Origin of the sequence: Aurantimonas sp. NFXS3 (genome assembly GCF_049132005.1) — a bacterium.
Classification (GTDB): Bacteria; Pseudomonadota; Alphaproteobacteria; order Rhizobiales; family Rhizobiaceae; genus Aurantimonas; species Aurantimonas coralicida.
Map to the genome: position 1 here is coordinate 305,926 of NZ_JAGDDZ010000001.1, position 19,624 is coordinate 325,549.

Annotated in this window: 14 protein-coding genes and 1 other annotated feature; of the genes, 8 read left to right on the top strand and 6 right to left on the bottom strand. The window is 67.9% G+C overall.

Annotated features, from left to right (window positions below; all coding sequences use genetic code 11):
* Positions 1-145: 145 nt before the first annotated feature.
* Entirely contained in the window at positions 146-925 is a 780-nt protein-coding gene (locus J3367_RS01315; RefSeq protein WP_024349101.1) for an EAL domain-containing protein, read from the top strand.
* A gap of 24 nt (positions 926-949) precedes the next feature.
* Here the strand turns inward: J3367_RS01315 and J3367_RS01320 are convergent, their stop codons facing one another.
* From J3367_RS01320 to J3367_RS01330, 3 genes are all read right to left on the bottom strand, one after another.
* Positions 950-2,158 carry an acetyl-CoA C-acetyltransferase gene (locus J3367_RS01320; RefSeq protein ID WP_024349100.1) on the bottom strand — a complete coding sequence of 403 codons (1,209 nt, stop codon included), beginning with the start codon at positions 2,156-2,158 and terminating at the stop codon, positions 950-952.
* Between the two features lie 209 nt (positions 2,159-2,367).
* A complete protein-coding gene (locus tag J3367_RS01325; RefSeq protein WP_421460042.1) occupies positions 2,368-4,164 on the bottom strand; it encodes an acyl-CoA dehydrogenase C-terminal domain-containing protein in 1,797 nt (598 codons plus the stop codon).
* 262 nt (positions 4,165-4,426) lie between these two features.
* The gene (locus J3367_RS01330; RefSeq protein WP_035694435.1) at positions 4,427-4,897 is read right to left on the bottom strand and encodes a MerR family transcriptional regulator; all 471 of its coding nucleotides are present in this window, start codon (positions 4,895-4,897) and stop codon (positions 4,427-4,429) included.
* A gap of 397 nt (positions 4,898-5,294) precedes the next feature.
* Between J3367_RS01330 and J3367_RS01335 the strand changes: the two genes are divergently transcribed.
* The 4 genes from J3367_RS01335 to J3367_RS01350 all read left to right on the top strand — a co-directional run bounded on the left by J3367_RS01335 (position 5,295) and on the right by J3367_RS01350 (position 11,519).
* Positions 5,295-9,038 carry a peptidoglycan-binding protein gene (locus J3367_RS01335; RefSeq protein WP_024349097.1) on the top strand — a complete coding sequence of 1,248 codons (3,744 nt, stop codon included), beginning with the start codon at positions 5,295-5,297 and terminating at the stop codon, positions 9,036-9,038.
* A 118-nt stretch (positions 9,039-9,156) separates the two neighbouring features.
* Complete coding sequence (locus J3367_RS01340; protein WP_024349096.1) at positions 9,157-10,083, top strand: sulfite exporter TauE/SafE family protein; 927 nt, start codon at positions 9,157-9,159, stop codon at positions 10,081-10,083.
* A gap of 53 nt (positions 10,084-10,136) precedes the next feature.
* The gene (locus J3367_RS01345) at positions 10,137-10,973 is read left to right on the top strand and encodes a TIGR02186 family protein (protein ID WP_230785494.1); all 837 of its coding nucleotides are present in this window, start codon (positions 10,137-10,139) and stop codon (positions 10,971-10,973) included.
* 51 nt (positions 10,974-11,024) lie between these two features.
* The gene (locus tag J3367_RS01350; RefSeq protein ID WP_024349094.1) at positions 11,025-11,519 is read left to right on the top strand and encodes a DUF3429 domain-containing protein; all 495 of its coding nucleotides are present in this window, start codon (positions 11,025-11,027) and stop codon (positions 11,517-11,519) included.
* Positions 11,520-11,523: 4 nt separating this feature from the next.
* Here the strand turns inward: J3367_RS01350 and pdeM are convergent, their stop codons facing one another.
* Entirely contained in the window at positions 11,524-12,243 is a 720-nt protein-coding gene (pdeM, locus tag J3367_RS01355) for a ligase-associated DNA damage response endonuclease PdeM (RefSeq protein WP_024349093.1), read from the bottom strand.
* A gap of 126 nt (positions 12,244-12,369) precedes the next feature.
* Positions 12,370-12,422: a sequence feature (sul1 is cis-regulatory element that is thought to sense ions involved in sulfur or methionine metabolism; They are found in Alphaproteobacteria), on the top strand.
* Between the two features lie 78 nt (positions 12,423-12,500).
* Here pdeM and J3367_RS01360 point away from each other — a divergent pair.
* The 3 genes from J3367_RS01360 (at position 12,501) to J3367_RS01370 (ending at position 15,959) form a co-directional block, all read left to right on the top strand.
* Positions 12,501-13,985 (top strand): SulP family inorganic anion transporter, encoded by a 1,485-nt coding sequence (locus J3367_RS01360; RefSeq protein ID WP_024349092.1) that lies wholly within the window; start codon positions 12,501-12,503, stop codon positions 13,983-13,985.
* Between the two features lie 112 nt (positions 13,986-14,097).
* Positions 14,098-14,946 carry a universal stress protein gene (locus tag J3367_RS01365; RefSeq protein ID WP_024349091.1) on the top strand — a complete coding sequence of 283 codons (849 nt, stop codon included), beginning with the start codon at positions 14,098-14,100 and terminating at the stop codon, positions 14,944-14,946.
* Between the two features lie 203 nt (positions 14,947-15,149).
* Positions 15,150-15,959, top strand: a complete 810-nt coding sequence (locus J3367_RS01370; RefSeq protein ID WP_024349090.1) for a transglutaminase-like domain-containing protein — start codon at positions 15,150-15,152, stop codon at positions 15,957-15,959.
* A 22-nt stretch (positions 15,960-15,981) separates the two neighbouring features.
* Here the strand turns inward: J3367_RS01370 and J3367_RS01375 are convergent, their stop codons facing one another.
* Complete coding sequence (locus J3367_RS01375) at positions 15,982-18,570, bottom strand: ligase-associated DNA damage response DEXH box helicase (protein ID WP_024349089.1); 2,589 nt, start codon at positions 18,568-18,570, stop codon at positions 15,982-15,984.
* 39 nt (positions 18,571-18,609) lie between these two features.
* Positions 18,610-19,458 (bottom strand): DMT family transporter, encoded by an 849-nt coding sequence (locus J3367_RS01380; protein WP_024349088.1) that lies wholly within the window; start codon positions 19,456-19,458, stop codon positions 18,610-18,612.
* Positions 19,459-19,624 lie beyond the last annotated feature (166 nt).

Genomic DNA, 19,624 nt, shown 5'->3' on the forward strand with positions numbered 1-19,624 from the left:
CGCTCCCAGATCGGACGCTTGCCGTCTATCATTTTCCATGTCCCGCCAAGGCGTTGCCACCGGCAGGGGTGTGAAACTTTCAGGGTTGTTAAACCACTCGACCCTTACAATACGGGCCTTCATACGCACCGACGAGTTGCTGCCCATGTCCGAAACCGCCTGCCCCGGCTGCCAGACTTCCCGCCCGCTGGACTTCCAGTTCTCCATGGCCTTCCAGCCCATCCTCGACATCGCGTCGGAGCGGGTCTGGGGCTACGAGGCCCTGGTGCGGGGCCTCAACGGGGAGGGCGCCTACAACATTCTGTCGCAGGTCTCGGCCGACCAGAAATACCGCTTCGACCAGGCCTGCCGGGTGAAGGCGATCTCGCTGGCGTCGCAGCTGTTCCCCGCCGGCGAGCTGCCGCATCTGTCGATCAACTTCCTGCCCAACGCCGTCTACGAGCCGTCCGCCTGCCTGCGCGCGACCCTTGCGGCCGCCCGCAAGAGCAGCTTCCCGCTGACCTCGATCATGTTCGAGTTCACCGAGAGCGAGCAGATGACCGACGTCGCGCATCTGCAGAACATCATCGCCGAGTACCGCAAGATGGGCTTCATCACGGCCCTCGACGATTTCGGCGCCGGCTATGCCGGGCTGGGCCTCCTCGCCGATTTCCAGCCCGACCTGATCAAGATCGACATGCATCTCGTGCGCGGCATCGACACCAGCCGCGCCCGCCAGGCGATCCTCGCGGCGACCCTGTTTGTCGCCCGCGAGCTCGACATCACGGTGCTGGCCGAGGGCGTCGAGACGGCGGCCGAGTTCGCGGCGCTGAAGGCGGCTGGCGTCACCCTGTTCCAGGGCTACTACTTCGCCAAGCCGGCCTTCGAGACGCTGCCGGCGCTCGCGGTGCATCCGCATGAGATCGGTGTCCAGCACGTCGCCTGACCCCAGCCCCGGCAGCATGTCGCCTCAGACCCGCTCGATGATCGTGGCGGTGCCCATGCCGGCGCCGATGCACAGGGTGACCAGCGCGGTCTGCTTGCCCTGACGCTCGAGCTCGTCGAGCACCGTGCCGAAGATCATCGCGCCGGTGGCGCCGAGCGGATGGCCCATGGCGATGGCGCCGCCATTCACGTTGATCTTGTCATGGTCGATGTCGAAGGCCTGCATGTAGCGCAGGACGACGGCCGCGAAGGCTTCGTTCAGCTCGAACAGGTCGATGTCGCCGATGGTCATGCCGGCGCGCTTCAGGAGCTTTTCCGTCACGTCGACCGGGCCGGTGAGCATCAGCGCCGGATCGGAGCCGATATTGGCGAAGGCCTTGATGCGGGCGCGCGGCTTGACGCCGAGGGCCTCGCCGCCGGCCTTGGAGCCGAGCAGGACGGCGCCGGCGCCATCGACGATGCCGGAGGAATTGCCGGCGTGATGGACGTGATTGACCCCCTCGATCTCGGGATGGGCCTGGATGCCGACGGCGTCGTAGCCGCCCATCTCGCCATGCATGGCGAAGGAGGCGTTGAGGCTGCCGAGCGACTGCATGTCGGTGGACGGGCGCATGTGCTCGTCACGGTCGAGGATGGTCAGACCGTTCTGGTCCTTGACCGGGACGACGGACTTGGCAAAGCGGCCCTCTTCCCAAGCCTTGCCGGCACGCTTCTGGCTCTCGACGGCATAGGCGTCGACGTCGTCGCGCGAAAAGCCGTATTTGGTGGCGATCAGGTCGGCCGAGACGCCCTGCGGCATGAAATAGGACGGAATGCCCACGGACGGATCCATGATCCAGGCGCCGCCGGACATGCCCATGCCGACCCGCGACATGGATTCCACGCCGCCGGCGATGACGATGTCCTCGGCGCCCTGGGCGATCTTGGCGGCGCCGAGATTCACCGCGTCGAGACCGGAGGCGCAGAAGCGCGAGATCTGCATGCCCGGAGCGGCGAAGTCGTAGCCGGCCTCGAAGGCGCTGGCGCGCGGGATCACCGAGCCGGCCTCGCCGACCGGATCGACGCAGCCGAAGATGATGTCGTCGACGGTGCGGGTGTCGATGCCGTTGCGGTCGCGCAGGGCTTCCAGAACCTTGGCGCCGAGGCGCACGGCGGGCACCTCATGCAGCGCGCCGTCCTTCTTGCCGCGGCCGCGGGGCGTGCGGACGTGATCGTAGATATAGGCTTCGGTCATTGATGTTCCTCCGTGTTCCGCGCGCCCAGGCCGCCTGCGGGCGGCGCGCCGTATGCCGCGATGAAATCCTCATGGACCCGGCCGTTTGGGCCGGGTCGGCCCGTCGCCAGGGCGCGACGGGTGCAGTGTCCGGTCGCCTCCGACATGGCCACCCGGCAGCGCCAAGGCAATGGCCGCCGCTGCCGGACGCCCTCCCGGGCGGTCGCCGCCTAGAAGGCGTCGGCGTCCATCGCCATCATGGAATCGGCGCCGGTGGAGATGCGCGCCAGATGGGCGGCGCTCTCCGGCATCACCCGCTCCATGTAGAAGCGCGCGGTCAGGAGCTTCTTCTCCATGAACTCCGAGCGGCCATTGGCGCCGGCGGCGATCTTTTCCTGCGCGACCTTGGCCATGCGGCCCCACATGTACCCCATGGCGACGAGGCCGAAGAGATGCATGTAGTCGGTCGAGGCGGCGCCGGCGTTGTCGGGTTTGGCCATGGCGTTCTGCATCAGCCACATGGTAGCCTGCTGCAGGTCGTTCAGACCTTTCTTCAGCGCCTTGGTGAAGGGCGCCATCGCCTCGTTGGCGCGGTTCTCCTCGCAGAACTGGCCGACCTCGGCGAAGAAGGACTGCACCGCGCGGCCACCGTTCAGGCCGAGCTTGCGGCCGACGAGGTCGAGCGCCTGGATGCCGTTGGCGCCCTCGTAGATCTGGGCAATGCGGGCGTCGCGGACGAACTGCTCCATGCCCCATTCGCCGATATAGCCGTGGCCGCCATAGACCTGCTGGGCCATCACGGCGTTGTCGAAGCCCTTGTCGGTCAGGACACCCTTGATGACCGGGGTCATCAGGCCCATCCAGTCGTCGGCGGCCTGGCGATCCTTCTCCTCCTCGGCGCGATGCGACAGGTCGCCCTTCAGCGCGGTCCACAGGACCAGCGCCCGGCCGGCCTCGTTGATCGACCGGATGGTCATCAGGATGCGGCGGATGTCCGGATGGACGATGATCGGGTCCGCCTTCTTCTCCGGTGCCTTGGCGCCGGCGAGCGAGCGGCCCTGGATGCGTTCGCGGGCATAGGTGACGGCGTTCTGGTAGGCGACTTCCGAGATCGCCAGGCCCTGGACGCCGACGCCGAGCCGCGCCTCGTTCATCATCGTGAACATGGCGCGCAGGCCCTTGTCGGCCTCGCCGATGAGGTAGCCGGTCGCGTCGTCGTAGTTCATGACGCAGGTGGCGTTGCCGTGGATGCCCATCTTCTCTTCGAGCGAACCGCAGACGACGCCGTTGCGCTCGCCCGGATTGCCGTCGGCGTCGAGGACGAATTTCGGTACGATGAAGAGCGAGATGCCCTTCACGCCCTCCGGCGCGCCCTCGATGCGGGCGAGGACCAGATGGACGATGTTGTCGGCCATGTCGTGTTCGCCGGCGGAGATGAAGATCTTCTGGCCGGAGATGCGGTAGCTGCCGTCATCCTGCGGCACCGCCTTGGTGCGCAAGAGGCCGAGATCGGTGCCGCAATGCGGCTCCGTCAGGTTCATGGTGCCGGTCCACGAGCCCTCGATCATCTTCGGCAGGTAGGTCTGCTTCTGCTCGTTCGAGCCGTGAACCGAGATCGCGGCGATCGCGCCGGCGGTCAGGCCCGGATACATGGCGAAGGCCATGTTGGCCGAGGACATGTATTCCGACACGGCGGTGGCGAGCGTGTGCGGCAGGCCCTGGCCGCCATATTCGGGATCGAAGGGCAGGCTGCCCCAGCCGGCTTCGCGAAAGGTGTCGTAGGCGGCCTTGAAGCCCTTGGGCGTCGTCACCGAACCGTCGGCGGCGCGGGTGCAGCCCTCGAGATCGCCGACCCGGTTCAGCGGCTGCAGCACTTCGCTGGCGACGCGGCCGGCCTCGCCGAGGATTGCTTCGACGACGTCGGGCGACGCGTCCGCAAAACCGGGAAGATTGTTGTAGCGGTCGAAGCCGAGCAGGTCGTTCAGGACGAACAGCGTGTCTTCGGTGGGGGCCTGGTAGGTCGGCATGCGATTCCTCCGTCTCGAGCGTCGGCGGCTTATCGCTAACTTTGACGTAAACGTCAACGGCTGATCGACGGCGACGGACCCCCATGATGTCGCATGGGTGGGTGACACGCGCGATGTCGCGGAAGGGGATATGGAGAGCGGCGAGGAAACGCGCGGCGTGCGCGAAGCCGGGACCAGGGCTGATGCGGCGGCGCGAAGCGCGGCGGCGGCCTGACCGGGCAGGGAAGCGGCGGGCGCATCGTCAGACGCGCCCGCCGGATAATCAGTCGGTGACTTCGTTCAGCCGGGCGCGGACATAGTTGATGGAGACGTCCATGGCGTGGATCGAATCCTCGATCTCGCGCTTCTGGTCCTGCAGGATCTCCTGCTGCTCCTCGAAGCGCTCCAGCACGACCTCGAGCTGTTTCCGCTTGCCGTTGGGCTGATGATAGATCTCGATCATCTGCTTGGCTTCGGTCAGCGAGAAGCCCAGCGTCTTGGCGAGCAGGATCAGCCGCAGCCGGGTCCGGTCGTGACGGCTGTAGAGGCGCGTGGTGCCGCGGCGCTCGGGCGCCAGAAGACCGCGATCCTCGTAGAAGCGGAGGGTGCGCAGCGTGACGCCGAATTCCTTCGACAGGTCGCCGATCTTGAACAGCTCCTTATCGGTCGCCGCCTGATCGTCGAGGTTGAGCAGAAAGCCGATGTCGATCGACGTCGTGTCGTCTTCGCGTTCGGCGAGCTTCAGATTGGTCATGTCTTGAATTCCGTAACTGCGCATTCGTTTGAACGGCTCGCACCCGAGGGCCGGCGACTCATCCTGTTTCGGCTACATAGGCCATTGTGCGGCGAATAACGCGCGAATTGAGGCTGTTACAAGACGTAGCGTCAATTGACGGTCCAGCCTCGGGTCGGCTTCCGGTGTTATTCACTAACAAAGCGGTAATGGGGTTAACCCGCAATTAACCCTGTTGGACGAATTTGCTCCAGACACCAGCAGGCACCGGAGCCGGCCCAGCGAGGCTCAAGCCGATCGGGAATGTGATATGGCCGAGAAGAAGTCGAAATTGGCGCAAGGTGGATCGCCCCGCGACGATTCGTCCCTCGATACGCTCAGCCGTACCCTGGAAGAACTAGAACTCCGTTTGACCCAGATGAGTTCCGCCAAGGCGGCGCCGCGACCTGTCGCCGACGTCGCGGCGGAGCCCGCGGCTGCTCCGCGGACCGCAACCCGCCTGAAATCCGTCGCCAAGTCCGCCGACGGCCAGCGGCCGAACCGGCCGACACTCTCCGAAGCTGTGTCGCAGATCGTCATGCGCCAGCAGATGCTCGACCGCGAAAACGGCGACGTGCGCGACGGTGCGGCGGCGGCCGCGCCGGCTCCCCGCCGCCAGACCCGCGACGCGGCACCGGGCTCCGATATCTCCCGCGACCTCGAGCGTCTGCGCACCGAACTGCGCGCCGACATGGACCGCAGCCTGAAGTCGCGATTCGACGACATGCGGCACGCCTTCGACGACCTGCGCACCATGATCGCCGACCGCGCCAGCGCCGAGACGATCGACGCCGAGATCGCCCGGGTCGATGACGGGCTGTCGCGGATGGCCGATGGCGGCGCCGATCGCGAAGCCGTGCAGTCGCTGCGCAAGGAGCTGGAAGCCATGCGCTCGCTCGTCGGCGAGATGGCCCGCGAGGAGACCGTGAAGGATCTCGGCCGGCGCTGGGACGCGGTCGGCACCGAATTCAGCGACCGGGCCGAAGAGGACACCCGGGCCCGCCGCGACCTGAAGGACGAGCTGGAGCGCATCCGCGTGTCGCTCGGGTCGCTCGCCAGCGAGGATCACGTCAAGTCGGTCGAGCGCCGGCTGGACGAGTTCGAGGCGCGCCACACGGCGGTGTTCCAGGAGTTTGCCGAGGGCGGCATTTCCGACATGCTCAAGACCGAGATCAACGGTCTGCGCGGCAAGCTGGAGACGCTGGCGTCCGAAAAGTCGATGCGGGCCGTCGAGGAGCGCTGGGACGCGCTGGAGGACAAGTTCGCCTCGCGCGAGATCGAAGGCAAGATCGAGGCGATGTCGGGCCGCATGGAGCAGCTCGAGGCCGCGCTTGCCAAGCTGCCCGAGACGCTGGCCATCGCCCCACTGGAGCAGCGGGTACACGCGCTGGCCGTCGGCATCGAGGCGATCGCCAAGCAGCAGCAGGACGAATTCGAACTCGATCATTTCGCCCAGCTCGAGGAGCGTCTCGACGAGATCTCCCGCGCCATCGTCGCGGCGGCGAGCCGGACGCCGGCGATCGACATGAGCCCGGTCGAGCGGATCGAGGCCCGGCTGCAGAGCCTGACCGCCCGCGTCGACCACCTCGCCGAAGAGGGCGATACCCAGTTGCTGTCCGGCCGCATCGGCGAATTGTCCGACCGGATCGAATCGCTCGCCGACGGAACCGCCGCCGCCGATCTGGCGGAGCGGATCGAGCGCTTCTCGACGCGGCTCGAGCATCTCCTCAATGCCAGCGAGGGATCGTCCCTCGAAGCGGTCGCCATCGAGAACCGGCTGCAGACGCTGGCCGAGCAGATCGAGACCACCTCCGCCTCGCGCGTCAATGACGAGATGGTGCGTTCGCTGGGCGCCCAGATCGCCCGCCTGTCGGACCAGATCGGCGAGGGCGGCATGTCCGGTGCCATGATCGATCCGGAACTCGACGAGCGCCTGGCCGACATCGAGCGCCGGCTGGACGAGAACCGCGACGCCATCGTCGTTTCCGCCCGCGCCGCCGCCGACGAGGCGATCCGCCAGATGATGGAATCCGGCGATCTGCGCCAGGGCCGGCATGTGGCGCAGCTGTCCGAGGACCTGCGTTCGCTGGAAGCCTTCTCCCGCCAGACCGGCGAGCAGTCGCAGGAATTCTACAAGACGGTCCATGCGACGCTGATCCGGCTGGTCGAGCGGATCGACACCATCGACAACGAGATGCAGCGCAGGGATCGCGGCGAGGACGGCGCGGGCGCCGCCGCCGGCGAGGCGCGCTTCGTCCAGGCCGAGCCGAAGGTCGCCGCTGCCGCCGAACCGCAGGCGCCGCGTGGCCTGCGCGGACTTCTCGGCCGCAAGCTCGGTGCCGGCAGGGCAGCGGTCGATGCCGATGCCGTCACCGGACGTGCCGACGCGGCACGGCAGGGGGACGACCCGGAGGTCATGGTCGCCGAGTTCCCGGGGAACCGTGACGCGGTGTCGAGCCCGGTGCCGCCGGTCGAGGCCCCGTCGCTGGACGCTGCCGACATCTTCGAATCCGACGAGGCCAACCGGCCGCTCGCCATCGGCTCCGGCACGCCGGACATCGCCGCGCTGCTGCAGCGGGTGCGGGCCCAGCAGGCTGGCCAGACCGGCGAGGCGGACGAGGGCGGCCGCGCCGACTTCATCGCCGCCGCGCGGCGCGCCGCCATGGCCGCCGCCTCCGAAGCCGAGGGCCTGCGCTCCGGCGAGGCCGATGACAGCGACGAGCGCGGCGGGGGCGTCACCGATTTCATCGCGCGCCGGCGCAAGCCGATCCTCATGGCGATCGGCGCGGTGCTCCTGGCACTGATGGCGCTGCCGCTCGGCCAGGCGCTGAACGCGCCATCCGATGGCGACGAACTGGTCGCCGACACCAGCCAGCCCGAAATTCTCGTTGAGCAGGCGACCACGACACCGCTCGTCGCGGACAGTACCCCTGAGGCGGCCGCGCCTGCGGCGTCTGCGGCTGCCGACCGGACCGATGGCACGGCGCCCGCGAGCGCCGGATCGGACGACACGCGCACCGCCGAGGCCGGCACCGATGGCAGCGATGCCCTGATGTCGCCCGCGGCGCTGTCGCCGACACCGGCCGGACCGCGTGCGATCGACGACGAGGTTGCGACGGCGACGCCGGCCAAGGCCGCCGACACGCTGATCAGCCGTTCCCTGTCGGGCGCACCGGGCGCTGCCGGCTTCACCCCCACCAGCGGCGCCGACGTCGCCAATGCCGGGGCCGCTGCGGCCATGAGCTCGGTCGGCCCGGTTCCGCCGATCCCGGACGGTATCGGCAATGCGGCCCTGACCGATGCGGCAGAAGCCGGCGACCCCAAGGCGATCTTCGAGATCGGCCTGCGGCTGATGGAAGGCCGCGACTCGGAGCCGAAGCCGGCGGTCGCGGCTGAATGGTTCGCCAGTTCCGCCGAGCGCGGCTTCGCGCCGGCCCAGTACAGCCTCGGCACGCTCTACGAGAAGGGCAACGGGGTCGAGCGCGACACGATCGCGGCGCGCGACTGGTATCTCAAGGCCGCCGAGCAGGGCAACGTGCGCGCCATGCACAATCTGGCGGTGCTGTTCGCCACCGGGGTCGACGGCAAGTCGGAGCCGAAGCTGGCGGCGCAGTGGTTCGAAAAGGCCGCCGAATACGGCATGACCGACAGCCAGTACAATCTCGGCATTCTTTATGCCCGAGGGGCCGGCGTCGACCAGGACCTGACGGAATCCTTCAAATGGTTCTCGATCGTCGCCACGGCCGGCGACGAGGATGCCGGTCGCAAGCGCGACGAGGTTGCCAAGTCGCTGACGCCGGAACGGCTGAAGTCGGCGGAAGAGAAGGTCGCGGGCTTCACGCCGAAGCCGCGCGACGAGGCGGTGAACACCGTGGACGTTCCGGCCGACTGGGCCGACAGCACCGCACCGATGCAGACCTCGTCCATCGACATGAAGCGGGCGATCCGCAACATCCAGGCTATCCTGATCAAGCTCGGCTACGAGCCGGGGGAGCCGGACGGCGTCGTCGGCCAGCAGACCACGGCCGCCATCAAGGCCTTCCAGAAGGAAGCCGGGCTGACCGCGGACGGCAGCATCGACGAGACGCTGATCCGGGCCCTGCTGGCGCGCAAGGACGGCTGAGACACCGTGCTGCGGGGCGCGTCGCCGACATCGCGGATTTGACAGGCAAGGGGGTTCGGGCCAAGACGGTTCGGCCCCCTTTTCCTTGGCTCCATCAACCCCTTGAGCCGGACCGCACGTGAACCTCTATCTCCCGATCGCGGAACTTTCGGTCAATCTGGTCGTCCTGTTCGGGATGGGCGCCGCCGTGGGATTCCTGTCGGGCCTGTTCGGGGTCGGGGGCGGCTTTCTGATCACCCCGCTGCTCATCTTCTACAACATCCCCCCGGCGGTGGCCGTGGCCACCGGCGCCAACCAGGTGATCGCGTCGTCCTTCTCCGGGGCGCTCGCCCACTACAAGCGCGGCACGGTCGATCTGAAGCTCGGCACGGTGCTGCTGATCGGCGGTACGGCGGGCTCGGCGGCGGGTGTCGCCCTGTTCACGCTGCTCAGGCGGATCGGACAGCTCGATCTGGTCGTGTCGCTTCTCTACGTGGTGTTTCTGGGCGGCGTCGGCGGGCTGATGCTGGTCGAGAGCATCCAGTCGCTTCGGCGCTCGAGCGGCGGGTCGGGCGAAATCCGCCGCTCCGGCAAGCACAACTGGATCCACGGCCTGCCGCTGAAGATGCGCTTCCAGCGCTCCAAGCTGTTCGTCTCGGTCATTCCGGTGCTGGGCATCGGCTTCCTGATCGGCACGCTGGCCGGCATCATGGGCGTCGGCGGCGGCTTCATCATGGTGCCCGCGCTGATCTATCTCCTGCGGGTGCCGACCAACGTCGTCATCGGCACCTCGCTGTTCCAGATCATCTTCACCGCGGCCGTGACCACCGTGCTGCAGGCCTCGACCAATCACACGATCGACGTGGTGCTGGCCTTCTTCCTGATGCTCGGCGGCGTGATCGGCGCGCAGTTCGGGGCCGAGGCCGGCCGCAAGCTGCGCGGCGACCAGTTGCGGGCATTGCTGGCGCTGCTCGTTCTGGCGGTCGCCCTGCGGCTCGGCTTCGAGCTGGTGTCGACGCCGACCGAGCCCTATTCCACGAGCATGCCGAGCGGAGAGATCGGATGAGGGCGGCCGTCTCCTCCCTTCTCGATCGCTGCCGCCGGTTTGCGGGGCAACGCTTGACCGGCCTCGTCGCGGCATGCGCCCTGATGGTGGCCGTGCCCGGTCCCGTGGCGGGGCAGGCGCTGGAAACCTTCGAGATCGGGCTCTCCACCGACCGCATCGGCATCACCTCCGACTTTTCCGGCACCCGGCTGGTCATCTTCGGCGCGCTCGACAATGCCGATGCCCGGATCCTGCGCCAGCAGCGCTACGACATCGTCGTCTCGCTGGTCGGTCCGCGCCAGCCGGTGGTGGTGCGCAAGAAGGAACGCACGCTCGGCCTGTGGATCAATCGCGGATCGGAGACCTTCGACATCGCGCCGGCCTCCTACGCACTGGCCTCGACGCGCCCGCTCAGCGACATCACCCGCGAGAGCTTCCGGGTCAGCCTCTCCATGGGCATCGACGATCTGCGGCTGAGCACCAGCGAGGGCGGCCGCTCGCACGTGTTCCCGGAGCCGGAAAGCCTGGTGATCTCGGCGCCGACCGACGATGCTCCGGCGCTGGTGCCCAACCGCGACGAATATGCGACCGCGCTGCGCCGGATCCGCCGCGAGCGCGGCCTCTACAACCAGACGATCGGCAGCGTCGAATTCGTCAGCGCCACCCTGTTCCGCGCCGATCTGCAACTGCCGGCCGATCTGCCGGTGGGCAATCACACGGTCCGTGCCTTCCTGTTTCGCAACGGCGTCTTCATCCGCCAGAGCAGCGAGCCGCTGCTGGTCATCAAGACCGGCTTCGAGGCGGTGGTCGACGATTTCGCCCGCAATTACGCGTTTCTCTATGGGCTGTTCGCCGTCGCGCTGGCGATCTTCATGGGCTGGTTCGGCCGCGTCGTGTTCAAGCGGGACTGATACGCGGCCGGCGCTTTACGCTTTTCCCCTTCCTGACCTAGTTGGATCGGCATGACGGATATCGATCGACACGGCGACGCGCCGACCTCCGACGCGGCGCTGGCGGCAACGGACATCACCCACAAGACCGCGTGGATCCTCGGTCTGGCGGGGCTGATCCCCTTCGTGGCGATGACCGCGGCGCTTGCCTATGCGGGCCGCGCCTTCATCGCCTATCCGCAGCTGGTCCTCGCGCTGTCGGGCTATTCGGCGACGATCCTCGCCTTTCTCGGCGGCATTCGCTGGGGCGCGGCGCTGTGGCGCGACGAGGGCCAGCGCCACATCCTCGTTCTGTCCGTGCTGGCGTCGCTGGTCGGCTGGGCGCTGCTGTTCGTCCCGACGCCGTGGATGTTCGCCGGCTTCGCCATCGCCTTCGCGCTGGTCGGGGTCTGGGATGTGTTGGCGGCGCGCCACCGCGCGCTGCCGGACTGGTTCGGCCGGCTGCGGCTGGTGCTGACGATCGTCGTGGTCCTCTGCCAGATCGTCGCCTTCGCCTCGACCTTCTAAAGCCCTATCCGGGGCTGAGCGAGCGAAAGCCGATCGGGTAGATGCGGGTCAGGCCGATCACATAGGCCTTGGCCGTCGCCAGATCGAACAGGCCTTGAAAGGCCCTGTCGAGGACGTTGAGGCCGCCGGTCGTCACACCGAAGGACGGCATGATCATGCGCGATCCGTCGCTGGCAAAGCAGGCGCCGCGGGTCGAGCGCGCGCCATTGGCGACGCGGGCGACCGGATGCAGGTGGCCGGCGACCTCGCCGGCGCGATAGGCGGCGCTGGGCTCGTGCCGGAAGGTCCAGGGCCCGACCGCGATCTCCTCGCGGGTCTCGCCCCCGACGAAGGCCGGCGGCTCGGGGTCGTGATTGCCGGAAATCCAGATCCAGTCACGGCCCGCCATCAGCCGGCGCAGCGTCTCGCGGGAGGCTTCCGGCATCAACGCCGCGCCGGTCCGGTCGTGGAAGGAATCGCCGAGGCTGATGACCCGCTGCGGGGCGTAGCGCGTCAGGGCCGCCTCCAGCAGCGTCAGGGTCGCGGCGGTGTCGTAGGGCGGCAGCATCATGCCGCGCCGGGCAAAGGCGGCGCCCTTTTCCAGATGCAGGTCGGAGACGATCAGCAGGCGTTCATCCGGGGCATAGAGGACGCCGGACGGATCGCACACGATCCGCGCGCCGGCGAGGGACATCTCCACGCCGTCGCACTCCGTCTGCCGCAGCCGCCGCGCCAGCGCATTCATCCGCAAGGTCCCGTTTTGCCGTTTGATTCGCGTTTCGTTCTATGGAGCCGAGCATTCCGGCAAAGGCAAGGCGGATTTCGTCGCGGGTTGATTTGCCCGCCGCAATCGGCGATGTTTGCGCCGCAACATGGACCTGCCCCGGCAGGTGGCTATGCCGGGCGCCTATCCCTCGGCCAATCACATTTCGTGCAGATCACGCATGGCCGGCATCGCCGGGGCCACTGTAGGCGCACGACGTGCAGATGTTCCTGGAGCCGATGTTCTCGACTCGCACCCTTTCCGCCGACTGGCTTGGCAATATCCGCGGCGACCTGTTGTCCGGTCTCGTCGTGGCGCTCGCCCTGATCCCCGAGGCCATCGCCTTCTCGATCATCGCCGGCGTCGACCCGAAGGTCGGCCTCTACGCCTCCTTCTCGATCGCCGTCCTCACCTCGATCTTCGGCGGCCGACCGGGCATGATTTCGGCCGCGACGGCGGCCACGGCCGTCCTGATGATCACGCTGGTGGCCGATCACGGCCTGCAGTATCTCTTTGCCGCGACGATCCTCGCCGGACTGCTGCAGCTGCTGGCGGGCGTCCTGAAGCTCGGCAACGCTATGCGCTTCGTCTCGCGCTCGGTGATGACCGGCTTCGTCAACGCCCTGGCGATCCTGATCTTCATGGCGCAGATCCCCGAACTCGTCGGGGTGCCGTCGATCACCTACGCCATGGTCGCGCTGGGTCTGGCCATCATCTACCTGCTGCCGCGCATCACCACGGCGGTGCCGTCGCCGCTGGTGACGATCGTCGTCCTGACCGCGCTGTCGCTGACCTTCGGCCTCGACCTGCGCGTCGTCGGCGATATGGGTGACCTGCCGTCCTCGCTGCCGACCTTCTTCATCCCGGACGTGCCGTTCACGCTCGAGACGCTGCAGATCATCCTGCCCTATTCGGCGGGCATCGCGGTGGTCGGCCTGCTGGAGTCGCTGATGACGGCCCAGGTGGTGGACGATCTGACCGACACCGGTTCGAACAAGAACCAGGAATGCTACGGCCAGGGCATCGCCAACACCGTCACCGGCTTCTTCGGCGGCATGGCGGGCTGCGCGATGATCGGCCAGTCGGTGATCAACGTGAAATCGGGCGGCCGTGGGCGGCTGTCCTGCTTCTTCGCCGGCGTCACGCTTCTGTTCCTGATCGTCGTTCTCGGCGACTGGGTGGCGGTGATCCCGATGGCGGCGCTGGTCGCCATCATGATCATGGTGTCGATCGGTACCTTCTCCTGGGAATCCATCGTCAATCTGAAGACCCATCCGCGGCGCTCGTCGATCGTCATGCTGGCGACCGTCATCACGGTCGTGTGGACGCACAATCTCGCCATCGGCGTCATTGTCGGCGTGATGCTCTCGGGCATCTTCTTCGCCTCCAAGGTGGCGCAGATCTTCTCGGTCACCTCGACCCTGTCGGGCGATGGCCGCGAGCGGACCTACCGTGTGATCGGGCAGGTGTTCTTCGCCTCGGCGGAGGACTTCGCCGCCGCCTTCGACTTCAAGGAAGCCCTCGACAAGGTGATCATCGACGTCTCGCGGGCCCATATCTGGGACCTGTCGGGGGTCGGCGCGCTCGACCGCGCTGTGATCAAGTTCCGACGCGAGGGCACCGAGGTCGAGGTGCTGGGCATGAACGAGGCCAGCACGACCCTGGTCGACCGGCTCGGCGTCGCCGACAAGCCGGGCGCGCTGGACACGGCCCCGGGCCACTAATACCCATGGAAGCGGGCGAACCCGGCCGGTTCCCGTCACTGTGACGGGGGCCGCCCTGCGGGTCGCGTCGGAAGGACAGGCGAGAACACTCGCCGCGCAAGGGAGGACCCAGATGACCAAGATCCTGGCACTCGTCGACGGTTCGCAATATTCGCAGAGTGTCTGCGACAACGCCGCCTGGGCGGCGGAACGGCTGTCGGCCGAGGTCGATCTCCTGCACGTCATCGGGCGGCGCGACACGGCGTCGGCGCCGGCGGACTATTCCGGCAGCCTCGATCTCGGCGAGCGCGAGCAGCTTCTGAAGGAACTGGCCGAGTTCGACGAGCAGAAGGGCCGGCTGGCCCGCAAGCGCGGCCGGCTGGTGCTCTCGGAAGGCGCCGCGCGGCTGCGCGACCGCGGCGTCGAGACCGTCTCGGAACGGCTCCTGTCGGGCGATCTGGTGGATACGGTTCGCGAGCAGGAAAGCGGCGCGGAGCTGCTGGTCATCGGCAAGCGCGGCGAGGCGGCCGATTTCGCCAAGCTGCATCTCGGCTCCAATCTGGAGCGCGTCCTGCGCGGTGCGACACGCCCGGTGCTGGTCAGCGCCCGGGCGTTCCGGCCGGTCAAGCGCTTCCTCGTCGCCTTCGACGGCGGTCCGAGCGTTGCCAAGGCGCTGGACCATCTGGTCGCCAGCCCGCTTCTCAAAGGCGCAGCCTGCGAACTCCTGATGGTCTCCGACAAGACAAGCGATCCCCGGCTCGACCGGGCCGTGGAGACGCTGAACGCTGCCGGCTACGACGCCACCGGCATCCTGGAAAAGGGCGAGCCCGACGCCGTCATCGCCGCCCATGTCGAGCGCGACGAGATCGATCTGATCGTCATGGGTGCATACGGCCATTCGCGCATCCGCAGCTATTTCATCGGCTCGACCACCAGCGAGATCGTCCGCTCCTGCCTGCGGCCGGTGCTGATGTTCCGCTAGGCCGAGCTGGCTGCCCGCCGCAATAACGATGCCTCGCCAAACCCCTGGCGAGCGCCTAGGGTCCGAAGAGGTTGGCCGAGCCCCCGCCGGAGGCGCCGGGTCCGGCGTCCTGCTGCATGGCAGTGCGGCCTGCAACAGCTGAAGACCGTCGCCGCCGTGGCCGGGCGGAACGGGGTGGGCAAGGCTCGGGAAAAGGGGCGCGCATGCGCATTCGACTGGGCTGCGAACTGAATTACCAGTTCCCGATGCCGACGCCGATGATCATCAATCTCAACGTTCATTATTCGCGCGCCGGGTCGCTCGAGCGGCCTGACCATCTGGTCACCACGCCATCGGTGAACATCGAGAACTACCGCGACAGTTTCGGCAATTGGTGCAACCGGCTGGTCGCGCCCGCCGGGGCGTTCACGCTCGGCACGGACGGGATCATTCACGACGACGGCCTGTCCGATCCGGTCGGCCTCGACGCCGTGCAACACGCCGTCGAGGATCTGCCGGCCGATACGCTGCTGTTTCTCCTCGGCAGCCGCTACTGCGAGACCGATCTCCTGTCGGAGGAAGCGTGGCGGCTGTTCGGCAACACGCCGCTCGGTTGGCCGCGGGTGCAGGCGATCTGCGACTTCGTCCACAACCATGTGCGCTTCGGCTACGAATATTCCCGGCCGACACGCACCGCGGCCGAAACCTATTCGGAGCGGGTGGGGGTGTGCCGCGACTACACCCATCTCGCCGTCGCCATGTGCCGGGCGATGAACATCCCGACCCGCTACTGCACCGGCTATATCAGCGACATCGGGCTGGCGCCGCCCCATGGGGAGATGGATTTCGCCGCCTGGATGGAGGTCTATCTCGGGGGCCGCTGGTGGACCTTCGATCCGCGCAACAACGCGCCCCGTTGGGGACGCGTCCTGATCGCGCAGGGGCGCGACGCTTCCGACGTGCCGCTGACCCATACTTTCGGGCCGAACACGCTGACGGGCTTCAAGGTCTGGACCGACGAGATCCGGACCTAGCCGGAATCGCCAGCGCCGCGGCTCAGTCGAGGGCGGCGCGGACGAGTTCCTCTTCCGCAGCCTCGGCCAGAAGGTCGTCGCGCGCCTCGCCCATGACGCTCTCACGGCCGATCTGCAGCATGATCGGCACGGCCAGCGGCGAGACCCGGTCGAGGTCCTTGTGGACGATGTGGTGCTTGATCCGGCCGAGTAGGTCCGACACCCGCGAGACGTCCAGAAGGCCCGTCGCGGCGTCGGCCCAGGTGGCGCGCATCAGGATGTGATCCGGCTCGTGGGCGCGCAGCACGTCGTAGACCAGATCGGCCGAGACGGTGACCTGGCGGCCGGTCTTTTCCTGACCCGGATGACGCTTCTCGATCAGGCCCGAGATCACCGCGCATTGCCGGAAGGTCCGCTTGAGCAGCCAGGAATCGGCCATCCAGGCTTCCAGATCGTCGCCCAGCATGTCCTCGTCGAACAGCGCATCGAGGGACAGGCGGCCGTCGGCGATCATCGCGCCCATGTCGCCGCGGCCCCAGATCGAGATGGCATAGTCGGTGGCGACGAAGCCGAGCGGCTTGGCACGGGCCCGCTCCAGCCGGCGGGTCAGCAGCATGCCGAGGGTCTGGTGCGCCAGCCGCCCCTCGAAAGGATAGGCGACGAGGAAGAAGCGCTTGCCGTTCGGAAAGGTCTCGATCAGCAGCTCGTCAGGGCCGGGGATCAGCGACTTGCGCTGCTGGATGGCAAGCCAATCCGACACCTGCTCGGGCAGTTCGCCCCAGCGCGTCGGGTCGGCCAGCATGGCCCGGACCTGCGCCGCCAGAAAGATCGTCAGTGGGAACTTGCCGCCGGCATAGGTAGGAATCTTGGAATCCTCCGACACCGCCTTGGTGACGAGGCACTGGTTCTCGTGAATCGTCTCGAAGCGCAGCACCTGCCCGGAAAAGGAGAAGGTGTCGCCCGGCGCCAGCGCCTCGACGAAGCCCTCCTCGATCTTGCCGAGGATCGGCCCGCCGCGGGCGATGGCACTCTTGGTGCGACGCCGGATCAGCCGAACCTGCAGCGATGGCGCGTCGAGGATCGTGCCGGCATTCATGCGGTATTGCTGGGCGATGCGCGGATGGCTGACCCGCCAGGTGCCGTCCTCGGTGAGGACGATCTTGGCGTAGCGCTCGTAGACCCGAAGCGCGTAGCCGCCGGTGGCGACGAAGTCGACCACCCGGTCGAAGGTCTCGCGATCGAGGCTCGCATAGGGCGCGGCGGTGGTGACCTCGGCATAGAGGTCGTCGGCCCGGAACGGTTCGGCCACCGCCATGCCGAGGACATGCTGGGCGAGGACGTCGAGCGCCCCGTCGCGCATGGCGGGGGTGTCCTGCGCGCCGAGATAGTTGGCGTCGAGTGCGGCCTGGCATTCGAGCACCTCGAAGCGGTTGGCCGGCACGAGGATCGCCTTGGACGGCTCGTCCATGCGGTGGTTGGAGCGGCCGATCCGCTGGGCAAGACGCGAGGCGCCCTTCGGCGCGCCGACATGCACGACAAGGTCGACATCGCCCCAGTCGATGCCGAGATCGAGCGTCGAGGTGGCGACGACGGCGCGCAGCTGGTTGGCGGCCATGGCGGCCTCGACCTTGCGCCGCTGCCCGACATCCAGCGAGCCGTGATGCAGCGCGATCGGCAGCGTCTCGTCATTGATCCGCCACAGCTCCTGGAACAGCATCTCGGCCTGGAAGCGGGTGTTCACGAAGAGCAGCGTCGTCTTGTGGGCCTTTATCGCCTCGTAGATCTCCGGCATGGCGTAGCGCGACGTGTGCCCCTGCCAGGGCACACGTTCGGAGGATTTCAGGATGGTGATCTCCGGCTTGGCGCCACCGGCGACGGTGATCAGCTCCGACAGGCGAGGATCGGCGTCTGGGGCGACGTCCGGCAGGACGCCGTCCGCGTCCGCGATTTCCTCCACGCCGCCGCCGGGCGCCTGCGAGACCAGCCAGCGGCGCAGATCGTCGGGCTCGGACACGGTCGCCGACAGGCCGATGGTCTGGATGTCCGGGCGCAGCATGCGCAGGCGTGCGAGGCCGAGCGACAGAAGGTGCCCGCGCTTGGAGGTGACAAGCGAATGCAGCTCGTCGAAGATGACGTAGCGCAGGTCCGAAAAGAAGCCGCGCGCATCCTTGCCGGCGATCAGCAGGGCGATCTGCTCGGGCGTCGTCAGGAGGATGTCCGGCGGCTTCAGTTTCTGGCGTTGGCGGCGGACCTGCGAGGTGTCGCCGGTGCGGGTCTCCAGGGTCACTTTCAGGCCGATCTCGGTGACGGGCTTTTCCAGGTTGCGGGCGATGTCGGTGGCCAGTGCCTTCAGCGGCGAGATGTAGAGCGTGTGGACGCCATAGGGCCGCGTGCCGGGCTTCGGCCGGCCGCGGCGGTGCAGATCGACGAGGGACGGCAGGAAGCCCGCCAGCGTCTTGCCGGCCCCGGTCGGCGCGATCAGCAGCGACGACGCGCCGGATTCGGCGCGGGCCAGGAGGTCGAGCTGGTGCGGACGCGGGCTCCAGCCATTGCGCGCGAACCATTCCAGGAACGGCGCGGGCAGGGGGAACGGCGCGGAGCCGGGCAGGAAGGGGTCGGGTCTAACGGTCACAGCGCTTCAGATAGTGTCGCGTCCCGCCGATGTCCCGTCTCAGCGTCGGCGTGTCGAAAGCGCGAAGGCGATGCCGCCGAGAACGAGGCCGGCCGCGATGACGAAGCGCAGGCCGAGATCCTCGGAGAGGAACAGGACGCCGCCCAGGGCGGCGATGATCGGCACGGACAATTGCACGATGGCCGCCGACAGTGCCGTCAGGCCCTTCAGCGCCCGGTACCACAGGACATAGCCGAGACCGGAGGTGACGGCGCCCGAGACGATGGCAATGAGGACGCCGGCGCCGCCGATGCCCGCCTGGAACAGCGAGAGCGCAACGAGCGGAAGAGCTAAAGGAACGGTGCGGATGAAATTGCCGGCGGTGGCGCGGGTCGCGTCGGCCGCGCCCCGACCGCGCAGCGAATAGACGCCCCAGGCGATGCCAGAGACGATCATCAGCGCGGTGCCGAGCGGATCGGGCCGGGTAAGGCCGGGGACCAGCCACCAGACGAAGGCCCCGGCCGCCACGACGAGACCCAGCGCCTCGCGGGTGCCGGGCCGCTCGCCCCGGACGAGACCCCAGCCGATCATCGAGGCCTGCACCGCGGCGAAGAGGATCAGCGCACCGACGGCGGCGCCGAGCTTCAGATAGGCAAGGGAAAAGGCGAGGGCGTAGATGAAGAGCGCCAGTGCGGACGCCCAGCTCCCTTCCAGCGTGCGCCAGCGCACCGGTGTGTGGCCCCGCGCCTTCAGGAGGATGAACGCCAGAACCAGCGCGCCGGAGAGAAGCCGCAGGCCGGTGAAGCCCGCCGCGTCGATGGCGCCGTCGGCGAGAGCAAGGCGCGCCAGCAGCGAGTTGCCGGCAAAGGCGATCATTGCCGCAACGGTCAGCCAGATGGTCGCTGTCATGGAAATGCGCTGCCTTGTTTCATGGGCCGCATCCGTCCGCGGACCGGTTTCGCGGAGGGGCTCCGGCGTGCCGGATCGCCATTGCTGCAATTGCTAAGCTAGGCGAAGGGGCCCGGCTGCCTAGTTAGGCAGACTTCTCGACCACGAACCCTCATTCCGGGCCCGC

Coding starts and splice junctions, on each gene's coding strand:
- J3367_RS01325 (WP_421460042.1), bottom strand. CDS start 4,164: ATGCCGACCTACCAGGCCCCCACCGAAGACACGCTGTTCGTCCTGAAC.
- J3367_RS01350 (WP_024349094.1), top strand. CDS start 11,025: ATGACGGATATCGATCGACACGGCGACGCGCCGACCTCCGACGCGGCG.
- J3367_RS01320 (WP_024349100.1), bottom strand. CDS start 2,158: ATGACCGAAGCCTATATCTACGATCACGTCCGCACGCCCCGCGGCCGC.
- J3367_RS01380 (WP_024349088.1), bottom strand. CDS start 19,458: ATGACAGCGACCATCTGGCTGACCGTTGCGGCAATGATCGCCTTTGCC.
- J3367_RS01360 (WP_024349092.1), top strand. CDS start 12,501: ATGTTCTCGACTCGCACCCTTTCCGCCGACTGGCTTGGCAATATCCGC.
- J3367_RS01330 (WP_035694435.1), bottom strand. CDS start 4,897: ATGACCAATCTGAAGCTCGCCGAACGCGAAGACGACACGACGTCGATC.
- J3367_RS01370 (WP_024349090.1), top strand. CDS start 15,150: ATGCGCATTCGACTGGGCTGCGAACTGAATTACCAGTTCCCGATGCCG.
- J3367_RS01315 (WP_024349101.1), top strand. CDS start 146: ATGTCCGAAACCGCCTGCCCCGGCTGCCAGACTTCCCGCCCGCTGGAC.
- J3367_RS01335 (WP_024349097.1), top strand. CDS start 5,295: ATGAGTTCCGCCAAGGCGGCGCCGCGACCTGTCGCCGACGTCGCGGCG.
- pdeM (WP_024349093.1), bottom strand. CDS start 12,243: ATGAATGCGCTGGCGCGGCGGCTGCGGCAGACGGAGTGCGACGGCGTG.
- J3367_RS01365 (WP_024349091.1), top strand. CDS start 14,098: ATGACCAAGATCCTGGCACTCGTCGACGGTTCGCAATATTCGCAGAGT.